Consider the following 23,417-nt stretch of genomic DNA (forward strand, 5'->3'; position numbering starts at 1 on the left):
CGGACGGCCGGGCCCGGTGGGCTCTCATCCCCGCACCCCGGCACGCGAGCCGGGCGACGAGCCCGGCGTGCCGGGGCCTCACACGGCGGTGGGCCAGGGGGTCGTCCGCGGCATGCGGGCGCAGAGGACGCCGGGGTGTTGCCGGGTCAGCAGGGGCAGTGGCAGGAGGTGACCTGCACGTCGTCGACCACCGGGCCGTAGGCGTTGGGGGTGGTGCTGGCGAACGCCAGCGTCGTGGTCGTGGCGGTGGCCACGAAGGTCACCTGACGCCTGATGTACCCCATGCTGGTGAACGTCTTGCCGGTGACGTCGAAGGAGAAGTCCTGGACGTTCTGGCCGTCGACGAGGACCCGGCCGGTCTTCACGACCGGGCCGCCCGCCGGGTTCCCGGCCGGCGCGTAGGTGACGGTGTAGGTCTGCCCCGGGACCGTGGTGAAGGTCTGTGCCACCGCTCCGGCGCCGGTGGCGTGGAGGTCGAGTGACTGGTCGCCCTCGGCTGCCTGCCGGAGTCCGTCATCGACGAGGTCCACGGCCCCGCTGGTCACCGCCCACGGCCCGATGTACTGCCCCGCCGGGTACGTCGTGAACGAGTTCGCCCGGGCGATCGGGTACTCGAAGCTGCCGTTGTCGAACCGGCTGACGAGGACAGTGGGGTGGGACGATCCGGAGTGCTGGGCCGGGGCGGCCAGTGCTGTACCGGCGCCGGTGGCGCGGCGCCGCGCCCGCCGAGGCCCCCTTCTGGCGGCGTCACGCGCGTGTCGCGGGTGTGCGGGGCCGGGTGCGGCGGGCGGGCTTCTGCCCGTGGGGAGTCTCGATGCGTTGCCAGTGCGGGGTACCTGTCGGCCCGTCGGCCGTCCCAGGGCGGGTGGACCCGCGATTCGTGGTGCGCGGTGCGGACACGTGGCTGATGCCTCCCGCTGCCTCCCGGTGGAGGCTGAGGGGGTGCACGCCGCCTGTGCGGCGAGCCCGGCACGGTGGCGGACCGCCGTCCCGTAGTCCGTCGTACCCATTTCTCTGATCCCTGAAGGGACCCTGACACCATGCACGTGCCCGATGCGCAGCCCGGTGGTCCGGTCGGACCGAGCCGACGCGTGGTCATGACCACGTCCCTGGCGTTCGGCGCCTCAGCGGTGCTCGGCTCGTCGCGGGCCTCTGCGGCCCCGGTCCGCAGTCACGGCAGCCGCGGCGCCTCCCTCGAGGCGGTGGCCGCCTTCGACGGGGCCATGCCCACCGGCGTCACCGTCTCCCGCAGCGGTCGGATCTTCGTCAACTTTCCCCGCTGGGGCGACGACGTGCCCTTCTCCGTCGCCGAGATCCGTGACGGCGTGGCCGTGGCCTATCCCGACCAGGCGATCAACGCGCCGGACGCCACCGACCCCGAACACCACTTCCTCGGTGTGCAGAGCGTCGTCGTCGACGCCGCCGAGCGCCTGTGGGTCGTCGACACCGGCCGTGTCGAGTGGGCCGACGCGCCTTACGGCGGGCCGAAGCTCGTGGCCGTGGACCTCGCCACCGACCGTGTCGTGCGCACCATCATCCTGCCCGCGCAGGTGGCCGGGGCGCGCAGTTTCGTCAACGACGTGCGCTTCGACCTCACCCGCGGCTACGCCTACCTGACCGACGCCACGCCCGACGGCCCCACCGGTCTGATCATCGTCGACCTGGCCGACGGAGCCGCGTGGCGGTGTCTGGACAACGCGCCCTCCACCCTCCCCGAGCCGGGTTTCGTGCCCGTCGTCGACGGCAGACCGTTTTTGGACAAGCCCGGTGCGGAGCCCGGCACTCCCGTCGGGATCGGCGCGGACGGCGTCGCGCTCAGCCCTGACGGCGCCTGGCTGTACTACTGCCCCCTGTCCAGCCGGAGGCTCTATGCCGTCGCGACCGAGGACCTCACCGTACGGCGGCGGGCATCGGATCAGCCGCGTGTGCACGACCTGGGTGCGAAGGGCATGTCCGACGGTCTGGAGACGGACGAGGCGGGCCGTGTGTACGGCGGCGACATCGAACGCAACGCCATCGTCCGCCGCGACCACGACGGGGTGTACCGGACGGTCGTACAGGACGACCGGTTGGTGTGGCCGGACACCCTCTGCGTCGGCTACGACCGCAATCTCTATGTGATCGCCAACCAGCTCAACCGGCAGGCCGCCTACACCGGAGGCACCGACCTCCGCGACAGGCCCTATGCGCTGTACCGCCTGCCCATCGCGAGCGGGCCGGCCCGGCGCTGACACCGGCACGGTCATGAGACGTGGAGCCCGCGATGCCCGTCTGCCGACGTCGCGGGCTCCACGGGGCCGCAGCCCGGTGGGGCAGCAGGACGCTCGCCGCGTCAGACGGCCGGGGTGTCCAGGGGCAGCACGCGGCGCAGTTGGTCGCGGTGCGTGACGCCCAGTTGCGGAAAGGTCCGGTACAGATGCGAACGGACGGTGTGCGGTGACAGATGCAGGTGTGCCGCGATCTGCGAGTTGGTCAGTCCGGACGCCGCGAGGCGGACGATGTTCTGCTGCTGGGCCGTCAGCCCGGTGAACGCCTGGTGGGAGGGCGGTGCCGTGCTCACACCGCTGGCCCGCAGTTCGGCGGCGGCCTGGGTGCTGAGACGGTGGGCGCCCAGGCGTTCGAAGGTGGAGGCGGCGGTGTGCAGCAGCGGCCGCGACTGCGCCTGGAGGTGGGACCTGCGCAGCCAGCCGGCGTAGTACAGGCGGGTCGTGGCGTGCTCGTAGGGCCACTGCTCGGCGTCGGGATGCCGGGTGACCATGCGGTACAGGTCGTCGGCCTCGGCGGAGCGCCCCGTCAACAGTGCCTGCGCGAAGCGCGTCCGCAGTGTGACCCTTGCGGCGTGCAGCCGCTCGGCGCGGCCGACGCCCTCGACCACCCGCGCGGTGTCGGCGGAGCCTCCCAGAGGGGCGTCGGCGCAGGTCAGTTCGGCTATCGCGGGCGGTGCCAGCACTGGGTGCAGCGGTTCGCCGTCCCGGCCGAACAGGGCACGCAGGCTGCGTCGGCGCGCCTCCAGGTCGCCCGCGGCCCAGGCGATGGACGACTCGGCCCGCAGCACGAGCGCGTGTGCCGCGCGGTTCTGGGACAGATCGATCAGGTCGGCCGCCTCGTCCAGCACCGCGCGCGCCCGCACCGCGTCACCCCTCAGGGCCAGGATGCGGGCCCGTACCGCGGCGGCCTGTACGACGATGCGCCAGCCCCGGTGGACTACGGCGCGCTCCTGCGCGGTCCTCGCGACGCGTTCGGCGTCGTCCCACCGGCCGACGTCCATCAGTGCCACGGCGTAGGGGACGACCGCGTCCCGGAACAGTCCGGCCGCGGTGTCCGCGTCGATCAGGGAGAGTGCGCGCTCGAACCGCTCGACGGCGCGCCACTGCTGGTCGTTCATGAAGGCGAGGGTGCCCTCCGCGACGAGTCGCTCCGCGGAGGCTCCGTGCGGTGCCACGTCCGGTGTCGGCTCGACCGTCAGGCCGACGCAGCGGCGGGCCGCGGCGCGCACCGGGGCGTGGCTGTCGGCGGGGGCGGCGCCCGGGTGTCCCGTGTCCGCGGGGGCCGGCGAGGCGGGGGCCGGCGCCTCGCCGAGGAGGCCAGCCGCCCCGGCGGCATCGGGGCACGTGTCGCCGATGATACCGGGCAGCACCCGCAGCAGCGCGGTCCGCTCGTCGGCCGTCAGTGCGTTCCCGTGCAGGGCCGACCGCAGGACCGCCAGGGCGTCACGCTGCCGGCCGGCCCCGGACAGCCCCCAGGCCGTGACGGCCGTGACGGCCGCGGGCCCGGGTCCTTCCTGCCCGCCGCGCAGGGCCTGCGATCCGAGGTGCATCGCCCAGTCCTGGTCGCCGTGGTCGCGGGCGGCGAGCATGGCCAGCACGTGACGCCGCCGCCGCTCGGACGAGGAGGAGCTCAGCCGGGCGGCGGCCTCGAAGGCGCGGGCGGTGGCCAGTGCCGCACGCCCGGGGCCGGCGGCGCGGGCGAGTTCGTCGAGCCTGGCGGCCAGGGCGTCGTCGGGCCCCTCGGCGTCCCGTGCGAGCCGGGCGGCGCCCGCCGTGTGGCCACGGGCCGCGAACTCGGCGACCAGACGACGGCTCGCCGTGCTCACCAGTACGGGGTCCTCGGCGGCCAGCACGTCCCAGTGCGCCGTCGGGTCGGGGAAGTACACGCGGTCGTCGGCGACGAGCACCGCGCCCGTCTGCTCGGCAGGCGTCCAGTCACCGACGCACGCCGGGGGGCCGACGGCCCGCATGACCAACTCGACGGGTACCCCGCCGCCCGCCACCGCCGCGTACAGCACCAGCGTGCGCGTGGCCCGAGGCAGGCCGCGCGGGGCGTCGTCGGCGTGCCCCGCCCCCGCGAGACGGGACAGGAGCATGCCCCGTTCACCGGGAGCGGCGGCCCTGGCGCATGCGGTGAGCGCGAGCAACGCGCCGGGATGGCCGCCCGCCTCCTGGAGGATCTCCAGCCGTTCCCCGCCCCGCGGCGCACCGGGGAACGCGTCCACCAGGCGTGCGGCGTCCGCCGGTCGGAGCGGGCCGAGGCGGACGGCCTCGCAAGCGTCGCGCAGCGCAGGCGGTGCCGTCTCACCGCGCCCGGCGACCAGGAAGCGCAGCGGGGCATCGCCGGACCGCCGTGCCACGAAGGCCAGCAGCAGGAGCGACGCCTCGTCGGCACGGTGGGCGTCGTCCACCACGACCGTCAGGGGGCGGCGGGCAGCCGCGGCGAGGAGGAGCGCGTGGAGGGCGGGGCCCGACTCCCGCGCATCGGGTGATGCTCCGTCCAGCATGTCCTCGATCGGCCGGGCCTCGGCGCGCGGGAGCGAGTGTGCCGGCGGCCCGAGGGGGGCGAGGAGCCCCCGGAGCAGGGCGTACGGCTTCGAGCTGCGGGGGTCGGCCGCACCGGCGTGCAGCAGGAGGGTGTCGCGAGCCGACTCGCGGAGGCGGTCGACGGCCGCGTCGAGCAGGGCCGTCTTGCCCACGCCCCGCGGACCGAGCACGACGCGGGCGCGCGCCCCGTCGGCCGGGCCGGTGAGCAGGGCCAGTTCGCGCTCTCGTCCCACCAGGGGCACGGGTGCCGGACGGCACCTGCTCATGTGCACCTCCTGGGTGGTCGCCGTCGGCGTGGTGGCGGGGGCCGGGAGGTGGCCGGCGTCCGGTCTCCGGTCGGCACGGGTGGCCGCGTCCGCGCGGTCTCCCCCGGGCCGAGGGCGCGGGTACGCGGGGCGGACGGTTCCGTGCACAGTGCAGCTTACCTGCGCAGCACGGTGTCGCACCGCGCGCTCCGCGCCGTCGCACACCCGCGCGCGCCTCGCCGCCGAGCGTTCCCGTCGTGTGCCCGTCGAGCCTTCCCGTCATGTGCCCATCGGGTCTCCCCGCCATGTGCCACTGGATGGGCGGTTCGTCCCGCCGTGCTCCTGGTCGGCACCGCGGCGTGTCCTGATCGGCACGGCGGCGTGCCGCCGTGCCCGCACGGCCGCCCCGCCCGACGCGCTGCTGAGCGGGGTGCGGCGCTCAGCGGACCGCGGCGCCGATCGGACGGCCGGCCCGCCCGGTCTGCCGCCCAAGGCGCCGACCGGGGGGCGTCAGGGAGTGGGGTCCTGCGGGGGCAGGACGCCGGGCAGGTGCCGCCGGTCGTTGATGCCGAGCTTGTGGAAGGCCCGGTAGAGGTGGCAGCGCACCGTGTGCGGGGAGATCATCAACCGCCGCGCTATCTCCGGGTTCCGCAGCCCGTCGGCCGCCAGTTCGGCGACCTGGCGTTGCTGCGGCGTCAGGCGCTGGGGTCCCTCGGCCCGACCGCCGCCCGCGGCGCGCAGTTCGCCGAGCACGAGCGCGTCGACGGCCGAGGGGCCGAGTCGTGCGAACGTCCGCCGCGCGGCCAGCAGCACCTCCCGCGCCTCCCGGCTGCGGCGCCTGCGGCGCAGCCAGGCACCGTAGCTGTAGCGGACCAGGCCGAGGTCGTAGGGCCACAGTCCGTCCTCCTGGACCTTCAGCGCCCGCAGGAAGCGCTCCTCCGCACCGCCGGGGTCGCGGGTCAGGGCCTCGGCGTGGTCGAGGAGAGCCGCCTGCCTGGGGGTGGGGACCGGACCGGACACGGCCGGCAGGGTTTTGACGCACACCGCGGCCTCCTCGCCGCGGCCCGCGCGCTGCGCGCAGAGGGCCAGGGGAACGGCGCAGTAGAGGCCCTGCACCGGATGGAGGGGTTCGCCGTCAGGGCCGAAGAGTCCCCGCAAGTGGTGGTAGGCGTCCTCGAAGTCCCCCAGCGAGCAGCTCAGCATGGCCCGGGCCCGGCCCACCAGGCACTGGGCCGCGCGGTTCTCCGTGAAGTCCAGGTCGGGCAGTTGCTCCAGCAGTGCCTTCGCCTCGGTGCCGCGCCGCGTCTGGATCAGCACTCTGGCGTACAGCGCTGCGGTCCTGACCCTGTCCAGTGCGCTGCCGTGCACGAGGGCCAGCTCGTGCCCGCGGCGCGCGAGGTGCGCCGCGGGGCGAAGGCGTCCGGTGTCGACGAGCGCCGCGGCGTACGGGAGGCAGACCTCCCGGAGGAGGCCGCCCGCCTGGAACGGGTCGGTCCCGCGCAGCACCAGCTCGAAGCGCTCCACCGCGAGGTCCTGCCGGTCCAGGTGGCAGGCGAGCACCGCCTCCGCGGCGAGCCGCTCCGCCGGCATCTCCCCGTCCGCCGCGGGGAGGGCGTCAAGGGGCGTGTCCGCCGGCCCGCGCGATCCCGACACGAGGGCGGCCAGGCCGTACGGCAGTGTGTGCCCTTCCCAGGTGAGCGGGGTGGGGCCGTCTGTCCGCAGCCCCGGTCCTGCGCCGGGCGAGGCGGTCCGGGACGCCTTTAGGACCGCGGTGCGGACCACTGCCCGGTGCGCGTCCCACCCGGACTCGTCGGCGACACGTGCTGCCCGGGCGGTCAGCAGGGCGTGCGGCGAGCTGCCCGGCCGGACGGTCTCCAGTGCGGCGGCGACGGTGTTCATGGCCTGCCGCTGGTGCCCCTTGCTGCTCTGTCGGTCGGCCAGCGCCAGGGAAGCGCACACGTCGTACGCGCCCGGTGCGCCCTCCCGCAGGGCGCGGTCCTGCAACTGCCGCGCCCAGCCCGGATCCCCGAAGCGGTCGGCGCAGAACGTCGCCATCGCGTACCGGCGCACCCGCCTTCCCGCAACGGCGCTGCGCTCCGCCGCGGTTGCGAAGTCACGGGCGGCGTCGAGGAACGCACCGTGTGCGCGCTCCCGCTCGGCCTGGGCCTCCAGCCGGGCCGCCAACGCCTCGTCGGGGCCGAACGACGCGCGTGCCAGGTGGCGCGGCCGCTGCGGGTCGCCCGCCGGTACTGCGGCGGCCAGCCTTGCGTGCGCGGCCTGCCGCTGCGCGAGGGGGGCGGTTGCGGCGACGGCCCGGGCCAGAGGGTGCGTGAAGTCGTAGCCGTCGCCGTGCGGTTCCACCAGCCCCGCCTCACGGGCGGGAGCCCACGAGGTCTCGACGGTGCCGGCGGCCGCGTCGATCCGCGACCGCGGGGTGCCGGCGGCGGCGAGCGCGGCGTGCAGCAGCAGGCTCCGGGTCCGCGGCGACAGTGCCTCCACCGTCGCGAGGAGGTCCTCCATCAGGGCGGACGTCGACGGCCGGGGGTGGAGGGCGGCAGGGCGCCGACGGGCCGCCGAGCGGACGAGTTCGGTGACGGCCAGCGGATTGCCCGCCGCGGCCAACAGGATCTCGGCCCGCTCGCGTCCCTGGGGGGCGCCCGGCAGTGCATCCAGCAGGCGGGCCGCCTCCCAGGGCTGAAGGGGGCCAAGGCACAGGGAGCGCCAGTGCTCGCCGTACGCAGGGGGGATCCTGGTCCCGGGCGCCGACAGCAGCAGGCGGGCCGTCCCCGCACCTTCCCGTGCGAGGTCCGCCAGGAGGACCTGGGAGGCGGGGTCCGCCAGGTGGGCGTCGTCCACGACAGCGAGCACAGGAGCCGACTCGGCGGCGAGGCGCAGCAGATGCGGGACCGCCTCGGCCACGGCTGCGTGCGCTCCCGGACCGGCTGCGAACGCCTCGCCCACCCGGTGGGCGACAGCCTGGTCCCGCAGCCGCGCCGACGCCAGCAACGGTGCCACCAACCGGTGTACGAGCGCGTACTGCCGGTCCCTCTCCGCGGCCGCCCCGCCGGCCCGCAGCACGACGTGCGCACGGGACGCGGCAGTCCGCGCGGCGGCCGACAGCAGGTCCGTCCTGCCGACACCCGCGGGACCCACGACGAAGGTGTGCGGTGTGCCGTCCGCGTGGCCGGCCTCCTCCAGCAGGAACTCGACTTCCGTCGTCCTGCCGAAGAACTCCGGGCCCTCGGGCGCGGTGGTCGTCACGGTCCGTTCCCTTCCTTCCGGCGCGGTGTGCGGCCGCTGGTGCCCCGGTAGAGGAGTCCAAGGCCGACGGTGGTACCCTCCGCGGGCACCCCTCCGCCGCCCCTGGCCCTGTGGCCCGTGACCCGTGGCCTGCCGGAGACGGTAACCGGCGGCCGGGACGGAGGCCCGGGGGGCGGGGGTACCAGGCATGCCTGGGGGCCGCGGCACTGCGGCGGGGCGGTGGAACGCCGCCGGACAAACAACGGCCCTGTGCTGACCCGGCCCCAACCTCCTGCCGAGGGCCGCCCTCGGTGCGGGGCCGGCGCGCCGTCAGGCGCCGCCGGCCGCTCGCGGCCTTCGAGGGTGCCTTCGCGTTCCCCGCGTGCCGGGCCGTCCGTCAGGACCGGCGGCTGACGACGACCTTGCCTGTCGTACGGCCGGACTCGACGACGCGGTGCGCCTCGCGCATGCCGTCGGCGGAGAAGTCGTCGATCGTCGTGGTGAGGGTCGTACGGATCCGCTTCCCGTCGACCAGGTCGGCGACGGATTCCAGAAGGTTCTTCTGCTCGATCATGTCGGGTGTCTCGAAGAGGGAGCGGGTGAACATCAGCTCCCAGTGCCATGCGATGCTCTTCGACTTCAGCGGCAGCAGATCCATGTTCTCGGGCTCGTCGATGGCCACGATCTGGCCGAACGGCCGCATGATCCTCGCGAACGACTCGATCTGGCCGCCCGAATGCGGGCTGAAGAGGTAGTCGACGCCGTCCGGCGCCGCCGCGGTCGTGGTGGCGACCAGGTCGTGGTGGTCGACGACGTCGTCCGCGCCCATCGCCCGTGCCCAGTCGCGTGACTCCGGGCGGCTGGCGGATGCCAGGACACGCACTCCGGTGAGTTCCTTGGCCAACTGGACCAGTATCGACCCGACGCCGCCGGCCGCGCCGAGTGCGAGCAGGGTGCCGGTGTGCCCCGAGGTCAGCCCGAACCGTTCGAACAGCGTCTCCCACGCGGTGATCGTGGTCAACGGCAGCGCGGCGGCCTCGGCGAACCCGAGCGAGGAGGGCTTGCGGCCCACGATCCGCTCGTCCACCGCCTGGAGTTCGGCGTTGCTGCCGGGGCGGGTGATGTCACCGGCGTACCAGACCTCCTGGCCCACGGACAGGGTGGTGACCGCGGGACCCACCGCCTCGACCACGCCTGCGGCGTCGAAACCGAGGATCCGCGGTGCGGAGGAGGGGGCCAGGCCGGCGCGGGACTTGACGTCCGCGGGGTTGACCGACACCGCGTGCACCCGTACCAGGACGTCCCGGGGGCGCAGCTCGGGAACCGGCACCTCGACGTCCTGGAGGCATTCGGGGTCGTCGACGGGCAGCCCTCGATAGGAGGCGATGGCTCGCATGGTGGCGGTGGTCATGAGGTACTCCTTCGCACGACGCGCTGATCTGTGAACGGCGTACTCGCAGGTCGAGTGGCAAACGGCACTACGAGGTGTCTTCGGGAACGGGGTGCGTGCCCGTGCACGCAGGCGCGCTCGGGCGCGGGCCGGTGCGGGCGTGCCCGGCGGCCGAGAAAGGGGGCGGTGCGGCGAGGTGCAGCGGCATGCGCCATGTGCGGGGTCACCCGACGACGAGCACCATCTTCCCGCCGGCCTTCCCACTTTCGCCGAGTTCGTGGGCACGTGCCACCTCGTGCAGGGAGAACGTCCTCGCCACCCGGGGGGTGAGCAGTCTCCGTGCCGCCATCCCCGCGATGTCCTCCAGGGCCAGGCGATCGGGCTCGACGAAGATGCCGGTCACCCGCACCCGCCCGCCGGCGGCCTCGCGGGCGGGTGTGATGTCGGTGGCGGACGGTACGGAGATCAGGATCCCGCCGTCGCGCAGAACGGGGAGCGAGGCGAGGCCCGTCCGTCCTCCTACGAGGTCGAGCACCACGTCGACGTCCCGGACCGTCTCCGCGACGTCCTGACGGGTGTAGTCCACGGGCTCGTCCACCCCGATGGAGGACAGGTACTCCTGGTGCTGCGGGCCGTCCGTCCCGATGACGTACGCACCGCGACTCCTGGCGATCTGCACCGCGAGGTGGCCCACACCGCCCGCGGCCGCGTGGATCAGCACGCGCTGCCCCTCGGCGACGGCCGCGGTGTCGATCAGGCTCTGCCAGGCGATGAGCGAGCTGAGCGGGAGCGCCGCGGCCTCGATGTCGCCGAGTCCCTCGGGGACGGCGGCGAGTTCGCGGGAGCGCGCGGTCACGTACTCGGCGTAGCAACCGGCCTCGAAGGGGAACGCGGGCATTCCGAAGACCCGGTCGCCCACGGCGAACCGTGTCACTCCGGGCCCCAGCGCCTCCACCGTGCCCGCGACGTCCCAGCCGAGGACGAACGGCGGCCGGCCGAGCTGCCCGCCCGTCGACCTGGTCTTCCAGTCCACCGGATTGACCCCTGCGGCCCGCACCCGTACGAGCACCTCGGTCGCCCGGGGCTCCGGCCGGGGCACGGTCACCGGTCGCAGCACCTCGGGACCACCGAGGCGCTCCTGGCGCATCGCTTGCATCATCTGCGGCATGAAGACCTTCCCCGTCGGACGCTCGGTTCCAGCCTCGCAGCGCGCGGGCGCGCCCGCCATCAGCCACTCGTCTGCATCTCGCCGTGCCCGCTCGCCCTGCCCGCGCGCGTTGCCGACCCGCCGTGCACGGGTCGCGCCCGGACCGGGGCCGACGGGTGAGGCACCGCGGGTCGCGCCCGCCGCGGCGGCACCGGCCTGCGCCCGTCGACTAGGCCCGGTGCTCTTCGGAGCCCTCCGGAACCTGTCGAATGGCCGGGTCTGGCGGTGGATGCTATATCTGGAATTATTCCTGTCACCCCTATGGGGATTTTCCTTGTTCCGCGCGGGTAGCCAATGAAAGGCCCGCTTCATTTCGATATGCGAAGGTTTCCTGTACGCCGCGAGACACCCTTGCCCGTGAAAGGGACGGTGGTATGCAGAACAGGACGGCTTCCTCCGCCGCCTCCCCGCTGGGGAGCTGGGTGGCACCCGAGTACGAAGTGGTCGCCGAGTTCGACGACCTCATGCCCACCGGCGTGACGGTCACGAGCGAGGAGCGGATATTCGTCTCGTTCCCGCGGTGGGGGGACGAGGTTCCCTGCACCGTCGCCGAAGTAGTGGACGGCAGGGCGGTGCCCTATCCCAGCTCCGGGATGAACGAATGGCGTCCGGAAGCGGGAGGGGAAAGGCTGCTCTCGGTGCAGAGCGTGATCACGGACCCGGCGGGGCACGTCTGGCTTCTCGACACGGGCAGCCTGGCCTTCGCCCCGTGGCAGGCGGGCGGACCCAAGCTCGTGGAGGTCGATCCGGCCACGGACGAGGTCGTTCGCGTCGTGCGCCTGGAAGGCGCGGCCGTGACCCCCACGACCTATCTGAACGACGTGCGTTTCGACCTGTCCCGCGGTGCCGGCGGGTACGCGTACGTCACGGATTCGCAGCCGGAAGGCGCGCTGATCGTGATCGACCTCGCTTCGGGGGAGAGCTGGAGCCGGCTGCGCGGACACGCCTCCACGCGCGCGGTGGACGGCTTCCGGGCGATCGTCCAGGGCATCGTCCGCGAGAACTACCAGGTGGGCGCCGACGGCATCGCGATCAGCGCGGACGGCAGCGACCTGTTCTACTGCCCGCTGTCGAGCAGACGCCTGTACCGCGTGGGGACCGCCGCCCTTCTCGATCGGTCGGTGTCGGAGGAGGAGGTCGGCGCCCTGGTCGTGGACCTCGGGGACAAGGCCGCCTCGGACGGGCTGGAGACCGACGCCGAAGGGAGCGTGTACGCCACGGCCTATGAGCACAGTGCGGTCGTCAAACGGGATCCGGACGGCACCTTCTCCACCGTTCTGCACGCGCCGGAACTGCTGTGGCCCGACACCCTCGCCCTGGCGGACAACGGCCATCTGTACCTCAGCGTGAACCAGCTTCCGCGGACGCCCCTCTTCAACGACGGTGTGGACACCCGAGTGCCTCCGTACCGGATCATCCGCGTCCCGGTGAGCGGGCGCCCGGTACGCCTGTCCCGCGCCTGAGGGGCGAGAGGGACCGGCTCCGCCCGGGGCGGGGTCATCGTCCGTGCCGGAGGCCGTCGATCTCCCGGCGCAGATCCCCGATGGCGGCCTGCAACGCCGCCACGTCTGCCTTGTCGGCCGACTGGTCCTCCTCGTTGAGGGAGACGACCAAGGTCCCCCCTGGTTCGAGGGTCACCTGAGCGGTGTCCCCGACGCCGTCGCCGCCCTGCCGCCGGATGGCCACTTCCAGGTCCTCCCGGCGCATCCCGCGCCATCCGGTGGCCGCCGGGAGCCATCGCCCGTCGCGGGCCAGCGTCGTGGGCCTGCCCTCGAAGAGGCGGCCGAGGCGGTCGTAGCGCGCGGCCAGCCGGACGAACACCGCGTTCGTGGCGACCAGGACGGCGGCGCCGTACGCCGCCCCCGTGAACGAGTTGTCAGGGCCGATGATCGCGTTCTGGACCACATTGGACAGCAGCAGCATCACCACGAGGTCGAAACTGTTCACCTGGGCGAGTTCACGCTTGCCCGCCAGGCGGAGCAGCACCAGGATGAGGACGTACACCGCGACCGTGCGCAGTGTCTTCTCGGCGTACGTGATCCCACTGTCCGACAAGTCGTGCCACACGGCTGCCTCTCCCGTTCCGCGGTCGCCCTCCGGGCGTGCAGGGTGACGACGCCGGGTCCCCGCGCGACTCAAACTAGTCGAGATGCGGCGGGCAGTCCCGGCACCGGCACCGGTCTCGCCCGGGTGCTCCGGGTCCCAGCGGCACCGGGAGGGCGCCCGGTGGCTTCGGCCATCCGGCCGGCAAAGTCACTCGCAGCGGGCGAGCAGGCCCTTCAGCGCGGTGGCGGCCAGGGCTCGTGCGTGTGCCTCGGTGAGGTCGTAGTGGCCGGTGAGGCGCCGGAAGATCAAGGGGCCGAACAGGATGTCGATGACATCGTCCACGGCGATCGCCCGACGCACCTCGTCCCGGTCCACGGCCCGCTGCCACAGCGTGGTGATGGCCGCGCGCCGGTCGGCGAGGAAGTACTCGCGGAAGTAGGCGGCGCCGGCCGTGTCCTCGACGCAGGCGGCGAGGAGTTGGGCGAAGATCCTTCCGTGGTCGCTGGCGTAGAAGGCGCTGACGCGCACCACCTGTTCGGTGAGGTCTGCGACGGCGCTTCCGGTGTCGGGCAGCGGGAGGGCTCCTGCCATCATGCGGCCGAACGCCTCAGCCGCGACCGCGATGCGTGAGGGCCAGTGCTTGTAGACGGTGACCTTGCTGACGCCCGAGCGGGCTGCGATCGCGTCGATGCCGGCGGCCGGCAGGCCCCCTTCCGCCAGCAGCTCACGCGTTGCGTCCAGGACGGCCTGGTGGATGCGGTCACTGCGTGGACCTGTGGGGTGGGCGATGATCCCCGGCCCCGCTCCCGTAGGGGGCTCGGCTTTGCGCGACGACACTCTCGTCTTACCTTCCCAGCGGTGTGTCATGGCGTGCGCCACGGTGGGTCAGCCGTGCCTCTCGACGACCGGACGAACCCACAGCCTACTCCACGAACCGGCCGCCCAGAGCGGAAAGAGATGCGTCGGACCAGGTCAGGAGGGTTCGGATCAAGGGCTCCACGGTGATCGGCAGATCGCGGACTCGGCGGCCGGCGGCCGGCGGCGTGCTGAACGGCGTTGGCGATGGCCGGTGCCACCCCGACGATGGCGACTTCGCCGAGTCCCTTCACCCCGGTCGGATCGGCACGCCCGTCTTCGCCGTCGAGGTACGGGGCGTCGGCCGCGACCGAGCCCCACGAGCACGGGCAGTACGGGAGCGGACGACACTCATGCGTGACACGGGAGCACAATGGGACGTTCCTTGCACAGTCCGGCCCACATCTCCAAACTGTACATACAGTTCAAAAGATTGCAGGAGTAATGATGTCCGATATGTCTGCCACTCCCAGCGGCACCTTCAGCCACGACGGCCTGGAGGTGACGCGGCTCGGGTTCGGCTCGATGCAGCTCACCGGCCCCGGGGTCTGGGGCGACCCGAAAGATCCCGACGAGGCCGTGCGGGTGCTGCGCCGCGCCGTCGAACTCGGTGTGAACTTCATCGACACCGCCGACTCCTACGGCCCCTTCACCGCAGAACTCCTCATCAGGAAGGCGCTGCATCCGTACGCCGACGACGTCGTCATCGCCACCAAGGCCGGCCTCAGCAGGCAGGGGCCGGGCGTGTGGACGCCAATCGGGAGGCCGGAATACCTGCGACAGCAGGCCGAACTCAGTCTGCGGCACCTCGGTGTGGACCGCATCGACCTGTTCCAGTTGCACCGTGTCGACCCGGCGGTACCGCTGGAGGACCAGGTCGGCGAACTGAGGAAGCTCCAGGACGAGGGCAAGATCCGCCACATCGGCCTCAGCGAGGTCACCGTGGCGCAGGTGCGGGCGGCGGCGCAGATCGCGGACATCGCGACGGTGCAGAACATGTACAACATCGCCGACCGGTCGGCCGAGGAACTGCTGGACCATGCGACCGCCCACGGCATCGGGTTCATCCCGTGGTTCCCCCTGGCGACCGGCTCTCTCGCCGCTCCGAACGGCCCGCTGACGGCCCTGGCCGAGCAGTACGACGCCACTCCCTCGCAGTTGGCGCTCGCATGGCTGCTCAAGCGGTCCCCGGTCATGCTGCCGATTCCCGGGACGTCGAGCGTCGCGCATCTGGAGGACAACGTGGGCGCCGCCCTGATCAAGCTGGACGACAACGCGTTCGACACCCTCGCGGCAGCCGTCTGAGCGGGGCCGCAGCCGGGGGGTGCGCGGGCCGGGGGCGCGCAGGCGGATCCGGCCGGGCGGGGACGCACCCCGCTTCGGGTGCGTCCCGCGGCGCACACGGCCGGTGCTCGCCCCACACCTCGGGCGACGCGCCGGCAGACGGCCAGGTGGCAGACGGCCAGGTGGCTCAGGCCGTCAGGCCGCCCCGGCCTCGTCGTGGTCGGTGGCGGCCGACACCTCGCGCCATGCGTCGATGTCGGCGTGCAACCGCGCGAGCTTGGCCTCCACGGCGCGAACGGAGTCCTTGCCCAGCAGCAGGCGCAGCGGCGGCTGCTCGGCCTCGGTCATGCCCACGATCGCCGCGGCGGCCTTGACGGGGTCGCCCGGCTGTGCGTGGTTGACCGCCCTCGCCCGGCGACGCATGGCTCCGGCGGTGTCGTCGTAGTCCTCCATCACGGTCGCCCCGGTGTGCAGACTGGATCCGTCCAGGAAGTCCGTGCGGAAATACCCGGGCTCGACGATGGTCACGTGCACGCCCAGCGGACCCACTTCGTGGCTGAGGGCCTCGCTGAAGCCCTCCACGGCGAACTTCGTCGAGGCGTAGATGCCCCACCCGGCTGATCCGACGAGACCGCCGACGGAGGAGATGTTGATGACGTGGCCCGCGCGCTGGGCCCGCAGGATGGGAAGTACGGCACGCTGGACGTGCAGCGTGCCGAACACATTGACCTCGTACACGGCGCGCACCGCCTCGTCGCTCGCCTCCTCGACGGCGGACAGCAGTCCGCGGCCCGCGTTGTTCACGACGACGTCGAGCCGGCCGAAGGTGTCGACGGCGGCGGCGACCGCGCTCCTGACCTGCTCCTGGTCGGTCACGTCGAGATCGAGAGCCAGCAGGTCCCCTCCCGCGCCGGGCAGGAGCTCCCCGAGGGGCGCGGAGCTGCGGGCCGTGGCGACGACCCGATGCCCCCTGGCCAACGCCGCACGGACGAGTTCGAGGCCGAAGCCCCGCGATGCACCGGTGATGAACCAGACACCCATGGCGTCCTCCCTGACTGGGGCCAGAACTGAACTGTACGATCAGTTTACTTCATTGCCGCTCCCGGGACCCCGGCGCCCCCGGCCCCCTCTCCCGGCCCGTGGGCTCGGGCTCCCGTCAGGGCACGATGTCGACGACGACCTTCCCGGACGCGGTGCGGTCCTCGATCGCCCGGTGCGCCTCGCCGGCCTCCGCCAGGTCGTAGTGCGTCGGATCGAGCAGCGGCCGCAGCCTGCCGCTGTCGGCGAGCACCGCCGCCTCGCGCAGGATCTGGCCGTGGTGCTCACGGCCCCGCCCCGTCAGCATCGGCAGCAGGGTGAACACACCGGAGTAGGTGGCACCGCGGAACGACAGGGGCGCCAGCGCGTGGGTGCCCCAGCCCAGCGAACTGACCACGTGCCCCGTATAGGTGCGCACCGCCTCGAAGGAGACGCCCAGAACCGGGCCCCCCACGGTGTCGTACACCACGTCGAACCCCTCTCCGTCCGTGAACTCGGCCACGTACTCGGCCACGGACATCGCGGTGCGGTCGATCGGGACCGCCCCCAGGTCGCGCACGACGGGAACCTTCGCCGCCGACTCGGTCGCGTACACCTCGCCCCCGCGGGCCCGGGCGATCTGGACGGCGACGCTGCCCACCCCGCCGGCCCCTCCGTGCACCAGCACCCGCTGCCCGCCATGCACACCGGCGCGGTCCACCAGCCCCTCCCACGCCGTGATCACGGCCAGCGGAAGGGCCGCGGCCTCACGCATCGTCAGCGCGGCGGGCTTGGGTGAGAGCAGGCGCGCATCGACCGCCGCGAACTCGGCCAGCGAGCCCTGCAGATCCCCCACCCCGCCGGTCAGCCCGTAGACCTCGTCACCGGCACGGAACCCGTCCACGCCCGCCCCGGTCTCCACCACCTCACCGGCCAGGTCCATGCCGAGCACGGCGGGCAGCCGGGTTTGCGCGTGCGCGGCCTGACCCGCCCGGATCTTCGTGTCCAGCGGATTGACCCCGCTGGCATGGATCCGCACCAGGACCTGACCCGGTCCGGGCACGGGCCTCGCAATCTCCCGCAGCTCCACCTGCCCGCCGAACTGCTCCAGCACCATCGCACGCATCACAGCACCTTCTTCTCGGACCACTCCCGGTGGCCGGCGTCTCCAGCCCCCGGCAGGAAGACAGACTAGTCTGTTCGATTAAGCGGATGCAACCGGATGCGGCAGTTAATAAAACGGACTAGTCTGTATGGCATGGCGACGCGCGTACGCAAGACGAACACCGAGCAGAAGATCCTCGACACGGCCGCCGGCCTCTTCCACCGGCACGGGCTGCGCGGGGTCGGGATCGACCAGGTCATCGCGGAGTCCGGGGTGGCCAAGTCCACGCTGTACGCCCATTTCCGCACCAAGGACGACCTCATCGCGGCCTATCTGCGGCGCACGGACGACTCATGGATGGAGCAGTTGCGGACAGCGGCCGAGGCGGCCGGGCCTGCCCCCGCCCAGCAGATAGTGGGGCTGTTCGACGCACTGGTGGCCTCGTTCGACCGCCACGGCTTCTTCGGCTGCCCCTTCATCAGTGCCGCCGTCGAGGCCGAGCCGGGCTCCAAGGCCCATGAGGCCGCCACGACCCACACCCGACGGCGGCAGGAATGGCTGGCCGGGCTCGGCCGCGCCGCGGGCGCCGGGGACCCGACCGCACTGGCCGACCACCTGGGACTGCTGATCGACGGTGCCCTCGCTTCGGGCCGCCTCCTGCAGGACCGCGGCGTGGTGGACGCCGCCAAGGCGTCAGCCCGCGACTGCGTGCGCACCCACGCCGCACAGCCCGCGGCCTGAACCGGGGGCAGCCCGCATTCGGCGGGGGTGTGCAGGCCGTCGCCGGGCGGGTACCGAGCGGGAACGGCGGCGGCCGTTCCCGCCGGTGGGAGGAGTCCTAGCCGTTCACCTCGTACTGCCCGGTCACCCGGAAGTACCGCAGGGCCTCGGGGGAGCCGTCGTCGAGGACCGCGTTTGCGGCAGCGCGCAGAGCGTCGCTGATGTCCGGGTCGGCGAGCATGCGGGCGATGTAGACGGCGTCGTCCTCCGCCTGAGCGAGCCGGTACCCCGTCTCCCGGAAGGCGCGCGCGGTTTCCGGGGTATGGGCGTCGAGCGCCTCGTTGCACCCCGCGATGACCGCCTTGTCACCGTTCCTCAACGCCCCGTCGAGGATGCGGGCGATGGCGACCAGGTCGTCCTCGAACCGGGCTTGGCGGTACCCGGACACCAGGAACGCGCGCATGTCCTCGACGGTGCCGTTGAGGGCCTCGCCGGCCTCCCGAACGACTGCTCTGCCGCTGTCGTCCGCCAGGATGTCGGCTATCGCGGCGCGCAGTTCCGCTTCCGTCATCTCATCCACCGGTGTGCCGGACGTGGCCGTCGTGACAGTGGACGTGCCCGTCGGAACGGCGGCGAATGCCGGGCCGGCGAGAAGGAGGGCGGGCGCCATGGCGGTGGCAGCGACGAGCAGCGCGGCACGGGTCGGTCTCATGTGTGTATGCCTCCACGGGCATGCCGTGGGTGAGGTGGTCCTCACCCTTTGTGCACCAAAGGCACCAACAGTATCCAGGGACATGCCCTTGTCGAGCGGACATCGTGTCGTTCCCCTGCCGCCATGGTGCCGGCTGCCGGCCGGCGTAGAGGAACTGGTCGGATCGTCGGCGGCATCCCGCGGATGCGGTCGGCGCAACGGCGAGCGCACCAGGGCCTGCTGAGCTGGACACCACTCCGATTGCCGGCGCCGGCCAGGCGTAGTGTCCCGAACGCACGGGGAAGTACCCCGCGCAGGAGGGAACGATCAGCATGGACGTGATAGGCGCCGGATACGGCCGCACCGGTACGTTATCGATGCAAGCGGCGCTCAAGAGGCTCGGTTTCGACCCCTGTCATCACATGGCCGAAGTGATCACCAATCCTCTTCAGATGCCGCTGTGGCAGGAGGAGCTGGCCAGTGACACGCTGGACGTGCGCCGGCTGTTCGAGGGGTACCGGGCGACGGTGGACTTCCCCGGCTGCGTCTTCTGGCGGGAGCTGATGGAGGCATGGCCCGAGGCCAAGGTCGTGCTGACGGTGCGGGACCCGCACCGCTGGTACGCGAGCGCCAGACAGACCATCTTCGCCAAGCACATGCCGCATCCGCAGGACGTCGACCCGGGCACCGCCGCGTTCATCCGCTTCATGTCCGAGGAGCTGCATCCGCGCATCCTCGACGTCGGCGGCGACCGTCTGCTGAGCGAGATGGACGAGGACGACGCCGTGAAGGCCTTCAACCGGCACATCGCCGAGGTGAAGGCCACCGTGCCGGCCGAGCGGCTGCTGGTCTTCCAGGTGAGCGAGGGCTGGGGCCCGCTCTGCGACTTCCTGCAGGTGCCGGTCCCCGAGGAAGAGTTCCCACGCGTCAACGAGTCCGGCGGCTTCGCCGAACTCGCCAAGCAGCTCCTCGCACGGCGGCAGCGGGCGCTCGTCGCCGCCCGGTCCGCGCCCGGCGGGGACACCGACGGCTGACTCCCACTGACCGGGGTCCCGTTGACGGGTGTCTGCGACTGCACGGTGGACGGTCGGCGGGACGCCTGGCCCCCGCCGGCAAGCGGGCCTGTACGCATACGCATAGAGGGACCCGGCGGGATCGGTCGCCCCGGGTACGCGCCGACCGAGCTGAATCCGGCTCTCCGCCCACACGTGCGGCAGCGCTGGGCCTCAGCCGAGTCCGGGGCGTTACCGGCACGGCAGCGGGCGGCGGACCGGAGCCGAGGACGGCAGGATCGACTCGTCCGTTCGGCATCGCCCCGCCCGGCCCACCCGGCCCCCACCGCCTCCCGAGGGGTAGACGCAGGTCCCTGTCCAGCGTCGTCCGGCCCGCGTCAGCTTCCTGATCCAGGCGGATCACCCCGTCGCGGTCGGGGCAGCCGGGGCTGTGCCCGATCCTCTGCCCCGGCGCCCGGCTCTCCGCCACGCCGCCCGACCCGGCCGCCGCCAATCCGGTAGCCGGGCGGCTTCCTGCCCTCCGCGCCACTACTGGGGCGCGGAGGGCAGGGAGTACCGCCCGAGCCGGGAGAACACGCTGGCCATGACGGGTGAGGGCGAGCCCGCGCATAAGGGCTCCCGTGCGGTTCTGATGGTCGCCGCCGGGCGGATGCCGAGCCGGAGAGTCGATGCCGAACTCGCGCCGCCGGGGCTCACCATGCGCCATGACGGCACACTGGCCCCTCTGCCGCACCGCCCCGGCCTCTTCCGCTCCGAACCTCGCCCGCCGGGCCGGCGTCACGGCGCAGCGCACGCACGCCACGGTGCGCGCGCTGGAGCAGCGGGGCACGGTGCAGCGGACCCCACCCGGGCACGGCCACGCCGCCCGCCCCAAGATCACCGACCACGGGCGGCAGTTGCCTCCGAGGTGGGCGAGGGTGCGGCACGTCCCGACCGGAAACTGTTCGCCCACCTCACCGGCGAACTCCGACGCGCCGTCGAGAACCGGGACTCTGAGTGCGTCCCCGAGGGATTGCCGGAACGGCAAGAAAGACTGCGGGTCTCATGGGCCCGGAGCACGGTGTGGGCATGACCGCGAAGAAGGCTTGCGACGAATGTGACGTCTGGTGGTCGGAGGAGGTGTCGCCGGGCTCTCAGCGGCGCTGACCCTGGCACGCGCCCGCCGTTCCGTACTGGTCGTCGACTCCGGTGAACCGCGCAACGCGCCCGCCGCGGCCGCGCACGGTCTGCTGTCCCGGGACGGTGTGCCGCCGCTTGGGCTGCTGCGCATCGGGCGGGAGGAGGTTGCCGGCTACGGCGGGCGGATCGTGTCCGATCGGGTCGTGGCCGCCCGGCGCGTGGCGGGCGGCTTCGTCGTCGAGGCCGCAAGCGGCCGCCGTTTCCGGGCGAGGCGGCTGCTGGTGACGACGGGCCTGGTCGATGAGCTGCCCCCGGTTCCCGGGCTGCGGGAACGCCCGGGTCCCGGCCGTAACGAGCTCGTGCGAAAAGGGACGTGCTCTCCGTCCCGCCGGTTTGCGGCCCTTCATTCCAGCGCACTGCGTGCCTGACGCAGAAGCTCGTCACGCACGCTGTCCGAAACCCTCAGACACGCCTCCCACTCAGCACCGGCGAAGATGCCGAGGCTGTTGGTCGTACGCTGGCCACGTGCCCTGCGCGCAACGGTCTCCAGTTGGTCGATCTGCCTCTGCGCCGCGATCTGGACGTCGCGTGCCGCCTCCGTCACGGGCGGGGGCCCTTCCAGGTCCAGCACGTGGAATATGCCCCGAAGCCTCAGCAGCCTGGTGCGGAGGTCGTTGACGATGGACTCGCAGTCCTGGGGCAGCGGGTGGTCCCACGTCTGGATCAACGCGTTCTCCAGTGCCTGGGACTCGTCGAGGAACTGCACGTACACCTGACGGCGCAGCTCTCGCTTCCTGGCCGCTCGCTGTTCCTCGTGCTCCCCGCGCCGCTGCTTCTCCTGGGCCTCCAACTGACGCGCCGTCGTCCGTAACGCGACAAGCCCGCTGAACCAGACCCCGAGCAACGTGGACACCGCCGTGACCAAGGCAATCGCAATCGTGTCGCTCACACCTGAACGGTCTCCACCAGGTGCGGTGGCTACACAGCCCACCACCGCACAGACAGCCTGGGCGGCGGCCCCACTCAACGTGCCCGCGGCCGGGCCCGGTTGCGGGCGCCCGCCCTCGCGTCCTCCTCCCGGTCCGCCCGATGCACCGAACGCAGCCGCCCCGGAGCGTTTAGGCTGGTCGCGTGATCGATCTACCGCTCTCCGCGCTCGAGGTCGCCATGGTCGAGGCCGGCAAGCCGGCCAAGGCGACCTTGCGCGACAGCGCCGTCTTCGCCCAGGAGCTCGACAGGCTGGGCTACGCCCGGCTGTGGTACGCCGAGCACCACCACTCCCCCGCCATCGGCGCCTTCCCGCCCGTGGTACTCACGGCGCACACCGCCGCCGCGACCTCGGCGATCCGGCTGGGTTCCGGCGGGGTCCTGGCGCCCAACCACGCGCCGATCACCGTGGCCGAGCAGTTCGCGACGCTCGCCGCGTTGCACCCGGACCGGATCGACCTCGGCATCGGGCGCGGGCCCGGTACGTTCGACGAGGCCACCGCTCGCGCACTGCGCCGCGGGTCCGCCCCCGCCACGGACGACGAGTACCGCGACGACGTGGCGGCAACGCTCGACTACCTGATCACCGAGGTCGATCTGGGGCATCTGCCGCAGCCGTGGCTCCTGGCGTCCAGCACCGCGGGCGCCGCGCTCGCGGCCGGGCTCGGCCTGCCGATCGCCTTCGCCCATCACATCCGCCCCGACAACACGCTCGCCGCGCTGGAGCTCTACCGCAAGGACTTCACGCCCTCGCGCTGGAGCGGGCGGCCGCAGGTACTGGTGTGCGTGGAAACCGTCTGCGCCGAGACCGAGGAGGCGGCCGCACGCCTCGCCGGTCCGATGGACGTGATCAAGACGGGGCTCCTCCAGGGGCGCAGCGAAGCCGCCTTCCCCACTCCCGAGGCCGCGGCGGCCCACGAGTTCACTCCCCAGGAGCGAAAGGCGCTGGCGGCGTTCAAGGCACACCAGGTCCAGGGGACCCCGGAGGACGCCGTCCGCAAGCTCGGTCTGCTCGCCGAGGCCACGGGGGCCGACGAGCTGATGCTCGTCACCCCTGTCTACGACCTCCGCGACCGGGTCCGTTCCTTCGAGCTGATCGTGGACCACATCCGCGCGGCAAAGGCGCGGTAGTCCAGGGCTTCGAGATCGTTCGCCTCGGCCCCGGCGCCCCCGGTTCCCCGGCCCGCGGCAGCCGCATACGGCCGCCGGCCGACTACATCCGGACGCGGGCGACCACGGCGGTGCCCGGCATGACAAGCTGTGCTTCCCAGTACCCGAACCCAGGAGGTCACCATGGCCGAGGAGTCCCCATCACAGGAAGGTTCGGAGTCGACCGAGGACGAGAGCCCCGCCCTGGCACCCGACGAGAACGGCCAGTATGACCTGAAGGCCAAGTTCCGGGAGGCCCTGGCCCGCAAGCGAGGCATGCAGGCGGAGGCCGCTGCCCTCGCCGCGAACACCGACGCGTCCAAGGTTCGAGGCGCGCACGGTCCGGCCGCGAACCAGCGGTCGTTCCGGCGCAAGAGCGGCGGCTGAGTCCCACCCGGACACCGGACGGGACCGGCAGGACTCCGTCCGCCCGACACCCCTACGACCCGTTCCGAAGAGTGCGAACGGGTCCCGGAGGTGTCACCGCCTCGGCGTGAGGGGCTCCGCGTGCCCGCTGCGGGGTCGGCCCCGCAGC

Annotated in this window: 19 protein-coding genes; 8 read left to right on the forward strand and 11 right to left on the reverse strand. The window is 72.8% G+C overall.

The genetic code is table 11. From position 1 onward, the window contains the following. Window positions 1-146 precede the first annotated feature (146 nt). Entirely contained in the window at window positions 147-689 is a 543-nt protein-coding gene (locus tag IE313_RS35785) for a choice-of-anchor C family protein (RefSeq protein ID WP_229925155.1), read from the reverse strand. 351 nt (window positions 690-1,040) lie between these two features. Between IE313_RS35785 and IE313_RS32925 the strand changes: the two genes are divergently transcribed. Further along, window positions 1,041-2,231 carry an L-dopachrome tautomerase-related protein gene (locus tag IE313_RS32925; RefSeq protein ID WP_229925151.1) on the forward strand — a complete coding sequence of 397 codons (1,191 nt, stop codon included), beginning with the start codon at window positions 1,041-1,043 and terminating at the stop codon, window positions 2,229-2,231. A gap of 101 nt (window positions 2,232-2,332) precedes the next feature. On the opposite strand, the gene IE313_RS32930 is transcribed toward IE313_RS32925, so the two are convergent. The 4 genes from IE313_RS32930 to IE313_RS32945 form a co-directional block, all read right to left on the reverse strand. After that, the gene (locus IE313_RS32930; RefSeq protein ID WP_189938768.1) at window positions 2,333-5,080 is read right to left on the reverse strand and encodes a helix-turn-helix transcriptional regulator; all 2,748 of its coding nucleotides are present in this window, start codon (window positions 5,078-5,080) and stop codon (window positions 2,333-2,335) included. A 489-nt stretch (window positions 5,081-5,569) separates the two neighbouring features. Beyond that, entirely contained in the window at window positions 5,570-8,320 is a 2,751-nt protein-coding gene (locus tag IE313_RS36265) for a helix-turn-helix transcriptional regulator (protein WP_189938770.1), read from the reverse strand. 376 nt (window positions 8,321-8,696) lie between these two features. Continuing rightward, the gene (locus tag IE313_RS32940) at window positions 8,697-9,710 is read right to left on the reverse strand and encodes a zinc-binding alcohol dehydrogenase family protein (protein ID WP_229925152.1); all 1,014 of its coding nucleotides are present in this window, start codon (window positions 9,708-9,710) and stop codon (window positions 8,697-8,699) included. Window positions 9,711-9,912: 202 nt separating this feature from the next. Continuing rightward, window positions 9,913-10,845 carry an NADP-dependent oxidoreductase gene (locus tag IE313_RS32945; RefSeq protein ID WP_189938801.1) on the reverse strand — a complete coding sequence of 311 codons (933 nt, stop codon included), beginning with the start codon at window positions 10,843-10,845 and terminating at the stop codon, window positions 9,913-9,915. A 425-nt stretch (window positions 10,846-11,270) separates the two neighbouring features. On the opposite strand from IE313_RS32945, the gene IE313_RS32950 reads away from it, so the two are divergent. Next, the gene (locus tag IE313_RS32950; protein ID WP_189938772.1) at window positions 11,271-12,359 is read left to right on the forward strand and encodes an L-dopachrome tautomerase-related protein; all 1,089 of its coding nucleotides are present in this window, start codon (window positions 11,271-11,273) and stop codon (window positions 12,357-12,359) included. 34 nt (window positions 12,360-12,393) lie between these two features. Here IE313_RS32950 and IE313_RS32955 read toward each other — a convergent pair whose 3' ends face one another. Both IE313_RS32955 and IE313_RS32960 read right to left on the reverse strand, forming a co-directional pair. Beyond that, the gene (locus IE313_RS32955) at window positions 12,394-12,963 is read right to left on the reverse strand and encodes a DUF421 domain-containing protein (RefSeq protein ID WP_189938774.1); all 570 of its coding nucleotides are present in this window, start codon (window positions 12,961-12,963) and stop codon (window positions 12,394-12,396) included. A gap of 186 nt (window positions 12,964-13,149) precedes the next feature. After that, entirely contained in the window at window positions 13,150-13,779 is a 630-nt protein-coding gene (locus IE313_RS32960; protein ID WP_229925153.1) for a TetR/AcrR family transcriptional regulator, read from the reverse strand. Window positions 13,780-14,244: 465 nt separating this feature from the next. On the opposite strand from IE313_RS32960, the gene IE313_RS32965 reads away from it, so the two are divergent. Further along, window positions 14,245-15,102: an aldo/keto reductase gene (locus tag IE313_RS32965; protein WP_373317115.1), complete on the forward strand. Its 858-nt coding sequence runs from the start codon at window positions 14,245-14,247 to the stop codon at window positions 15,100-15,102. 174 nt (window positions 15,103-15,276) lie between these two features. On the opposite strand, the gene IE313_RS32970 is transcribed toward IE313_RS32965, so the two are convergent. Both IE313_RS32970 and IE313_RS32975 read right to left on the reverse strand, forming a co-directional pair. After that, on the reverse strand, window positions 15,277-16,122 hold the full coding sequence (locus IE313_RS32970; RefSeq protein ID WP_189938781.1) for an oxidoreductase: 846 nt from the start codon (window positions 16,120-16,122) through the stop codon (window positions 15,277-15,279). A gap of 115 nt (window positions 16,123-16,237) precedes the next feature. Then, entirely contained in the window at window positions 16,238-17,224 is a 987-nt protein-coding gene (locus IE313_RS32975; protein ID WP_189938783.1) for a zinc-dependent alcohol dehydrogenase family protein, read from the reverse strand. A gap of 132 nt (window positions 17,225-17,356) precedes the next feature. On the opposite strand from IE313_RS32975, the gene IE313_RS32980 reads away from it, so the two are divergent. After that, entirely contained in the window at window positions 17,357-17,944 is a 588-nt protein-coding gene (locus IE313_RS32980) for a TetR/AcrR family transcriptional regulator (RefSeq protein ID WP_189938785.1), read from the forward strand. Between the two features lie 97 nt (window positions 17,945-18,041). Here the strand turns inward: IE313_RS32980 and IE313_RS32985 are convergent, their stop codons facing one another. After that, complete coding sequence (locus IE313_RS32985) at window positions 18,042-18,635, reverse strand: ALF repeat-containing protein (RefSeq protein ID WP_189938787.1); 594 nt, start codon at window positions 18,633-18,635, stop codon at window positions 18,042-18,044. A gap of 311 nt (window positions 18,636-18,946) precedes the next feature. On the opposite strand from IE313_RS32985, the gene IE313_RS32990 reads away from it, so the two are divergent. Then, on the forward strand, window positions 18,947-19,648 hold the full coding sequence (locus IE313_RS32990) for a sulfotransferase family protein (RefSeq protein WP_189938789.1): 702 nt from the start codon (window positions 18,947-18,949) through the stop codon (window positions 19,646-19,648). Window positions 19,649-20,733: 1,085 nt separating this feature from the next. Then, on the forward strand, window positions 20,734-21,174 hold the full coding sequence (locus IE313_RS32995; protein ID WP_373317116.1) for an FAD-dependent oxidoreductase: 441 nt from the start codon (window positions 20,734-20,736) through the stop codon (window positions 21,172-21,174). On the opposite strand, the gene IE313_RS33000 is transcribed toward IE313_RS32995, so the two are convergent. Beyond that, the gene (locus IE313_RS33000; protein WP_189938792.1) at window positions 21,150-21,695 is read right to left on the reverse strand and encodes a hypothetical protein; all 546 of its coding nucleotides are present in this window, start codon (window positions 21,693-21,695) and stop codon (window positions 21,150-21,152) included. The two genes, IE313_RS32995 and IE313_RS33000, sit on opposite strands and share 25 nt — an antisense overlap. 182 nt (window positions 21,696-21,877) lie before the next feature. On the opposite strand from IE313_RS33000, the gene IE313_RS33005 reads away from it, so the two are divergent. Together IE313_RS33005 and IE313_RS33010 are read left to right on the forward strand one after the other, a co-directional pair. Further along, window positions 21,878-22,864 carry an MsnO8 family LLM class oxidoreductase gene (locus IE313_RS33005; protein ID WP_189938793.1) on the forward strand — a complete coding sequence of 329 codons (987 nt, stop codon included), beginning with the start codon at window positions 21,878-21,880 and terminating at the stop codon, window positions 22,862-22,864. Between the two features lie 162 nt (window positions 22,865-23,026). Continuing rightward, window positions 23,027-23,269: a DUF5302 domain-containing protein gene (locus IE313_RS33010; RefSeq protein ID WP_189938795.1), complete on the forward strand. Its 243-nt coding sequence runs from the start codon at window positions 23,027-23,029 to the stop codon at window positions 23,267-23,269. Window positions 23,270-23,417: the final 148 nt, after the last annotated feature.

The organism is Streptomyces sulfonofaciens (genome assembly GCF_014656295.1).
In the GTDB taxonomy this organism is placed as follows: Bacteria; Actinomycetota; Actinomycetes; order Streptomycetales; family Streptomycetaceae; genus Streptomyces; species Streptomyces sulfonofaciens.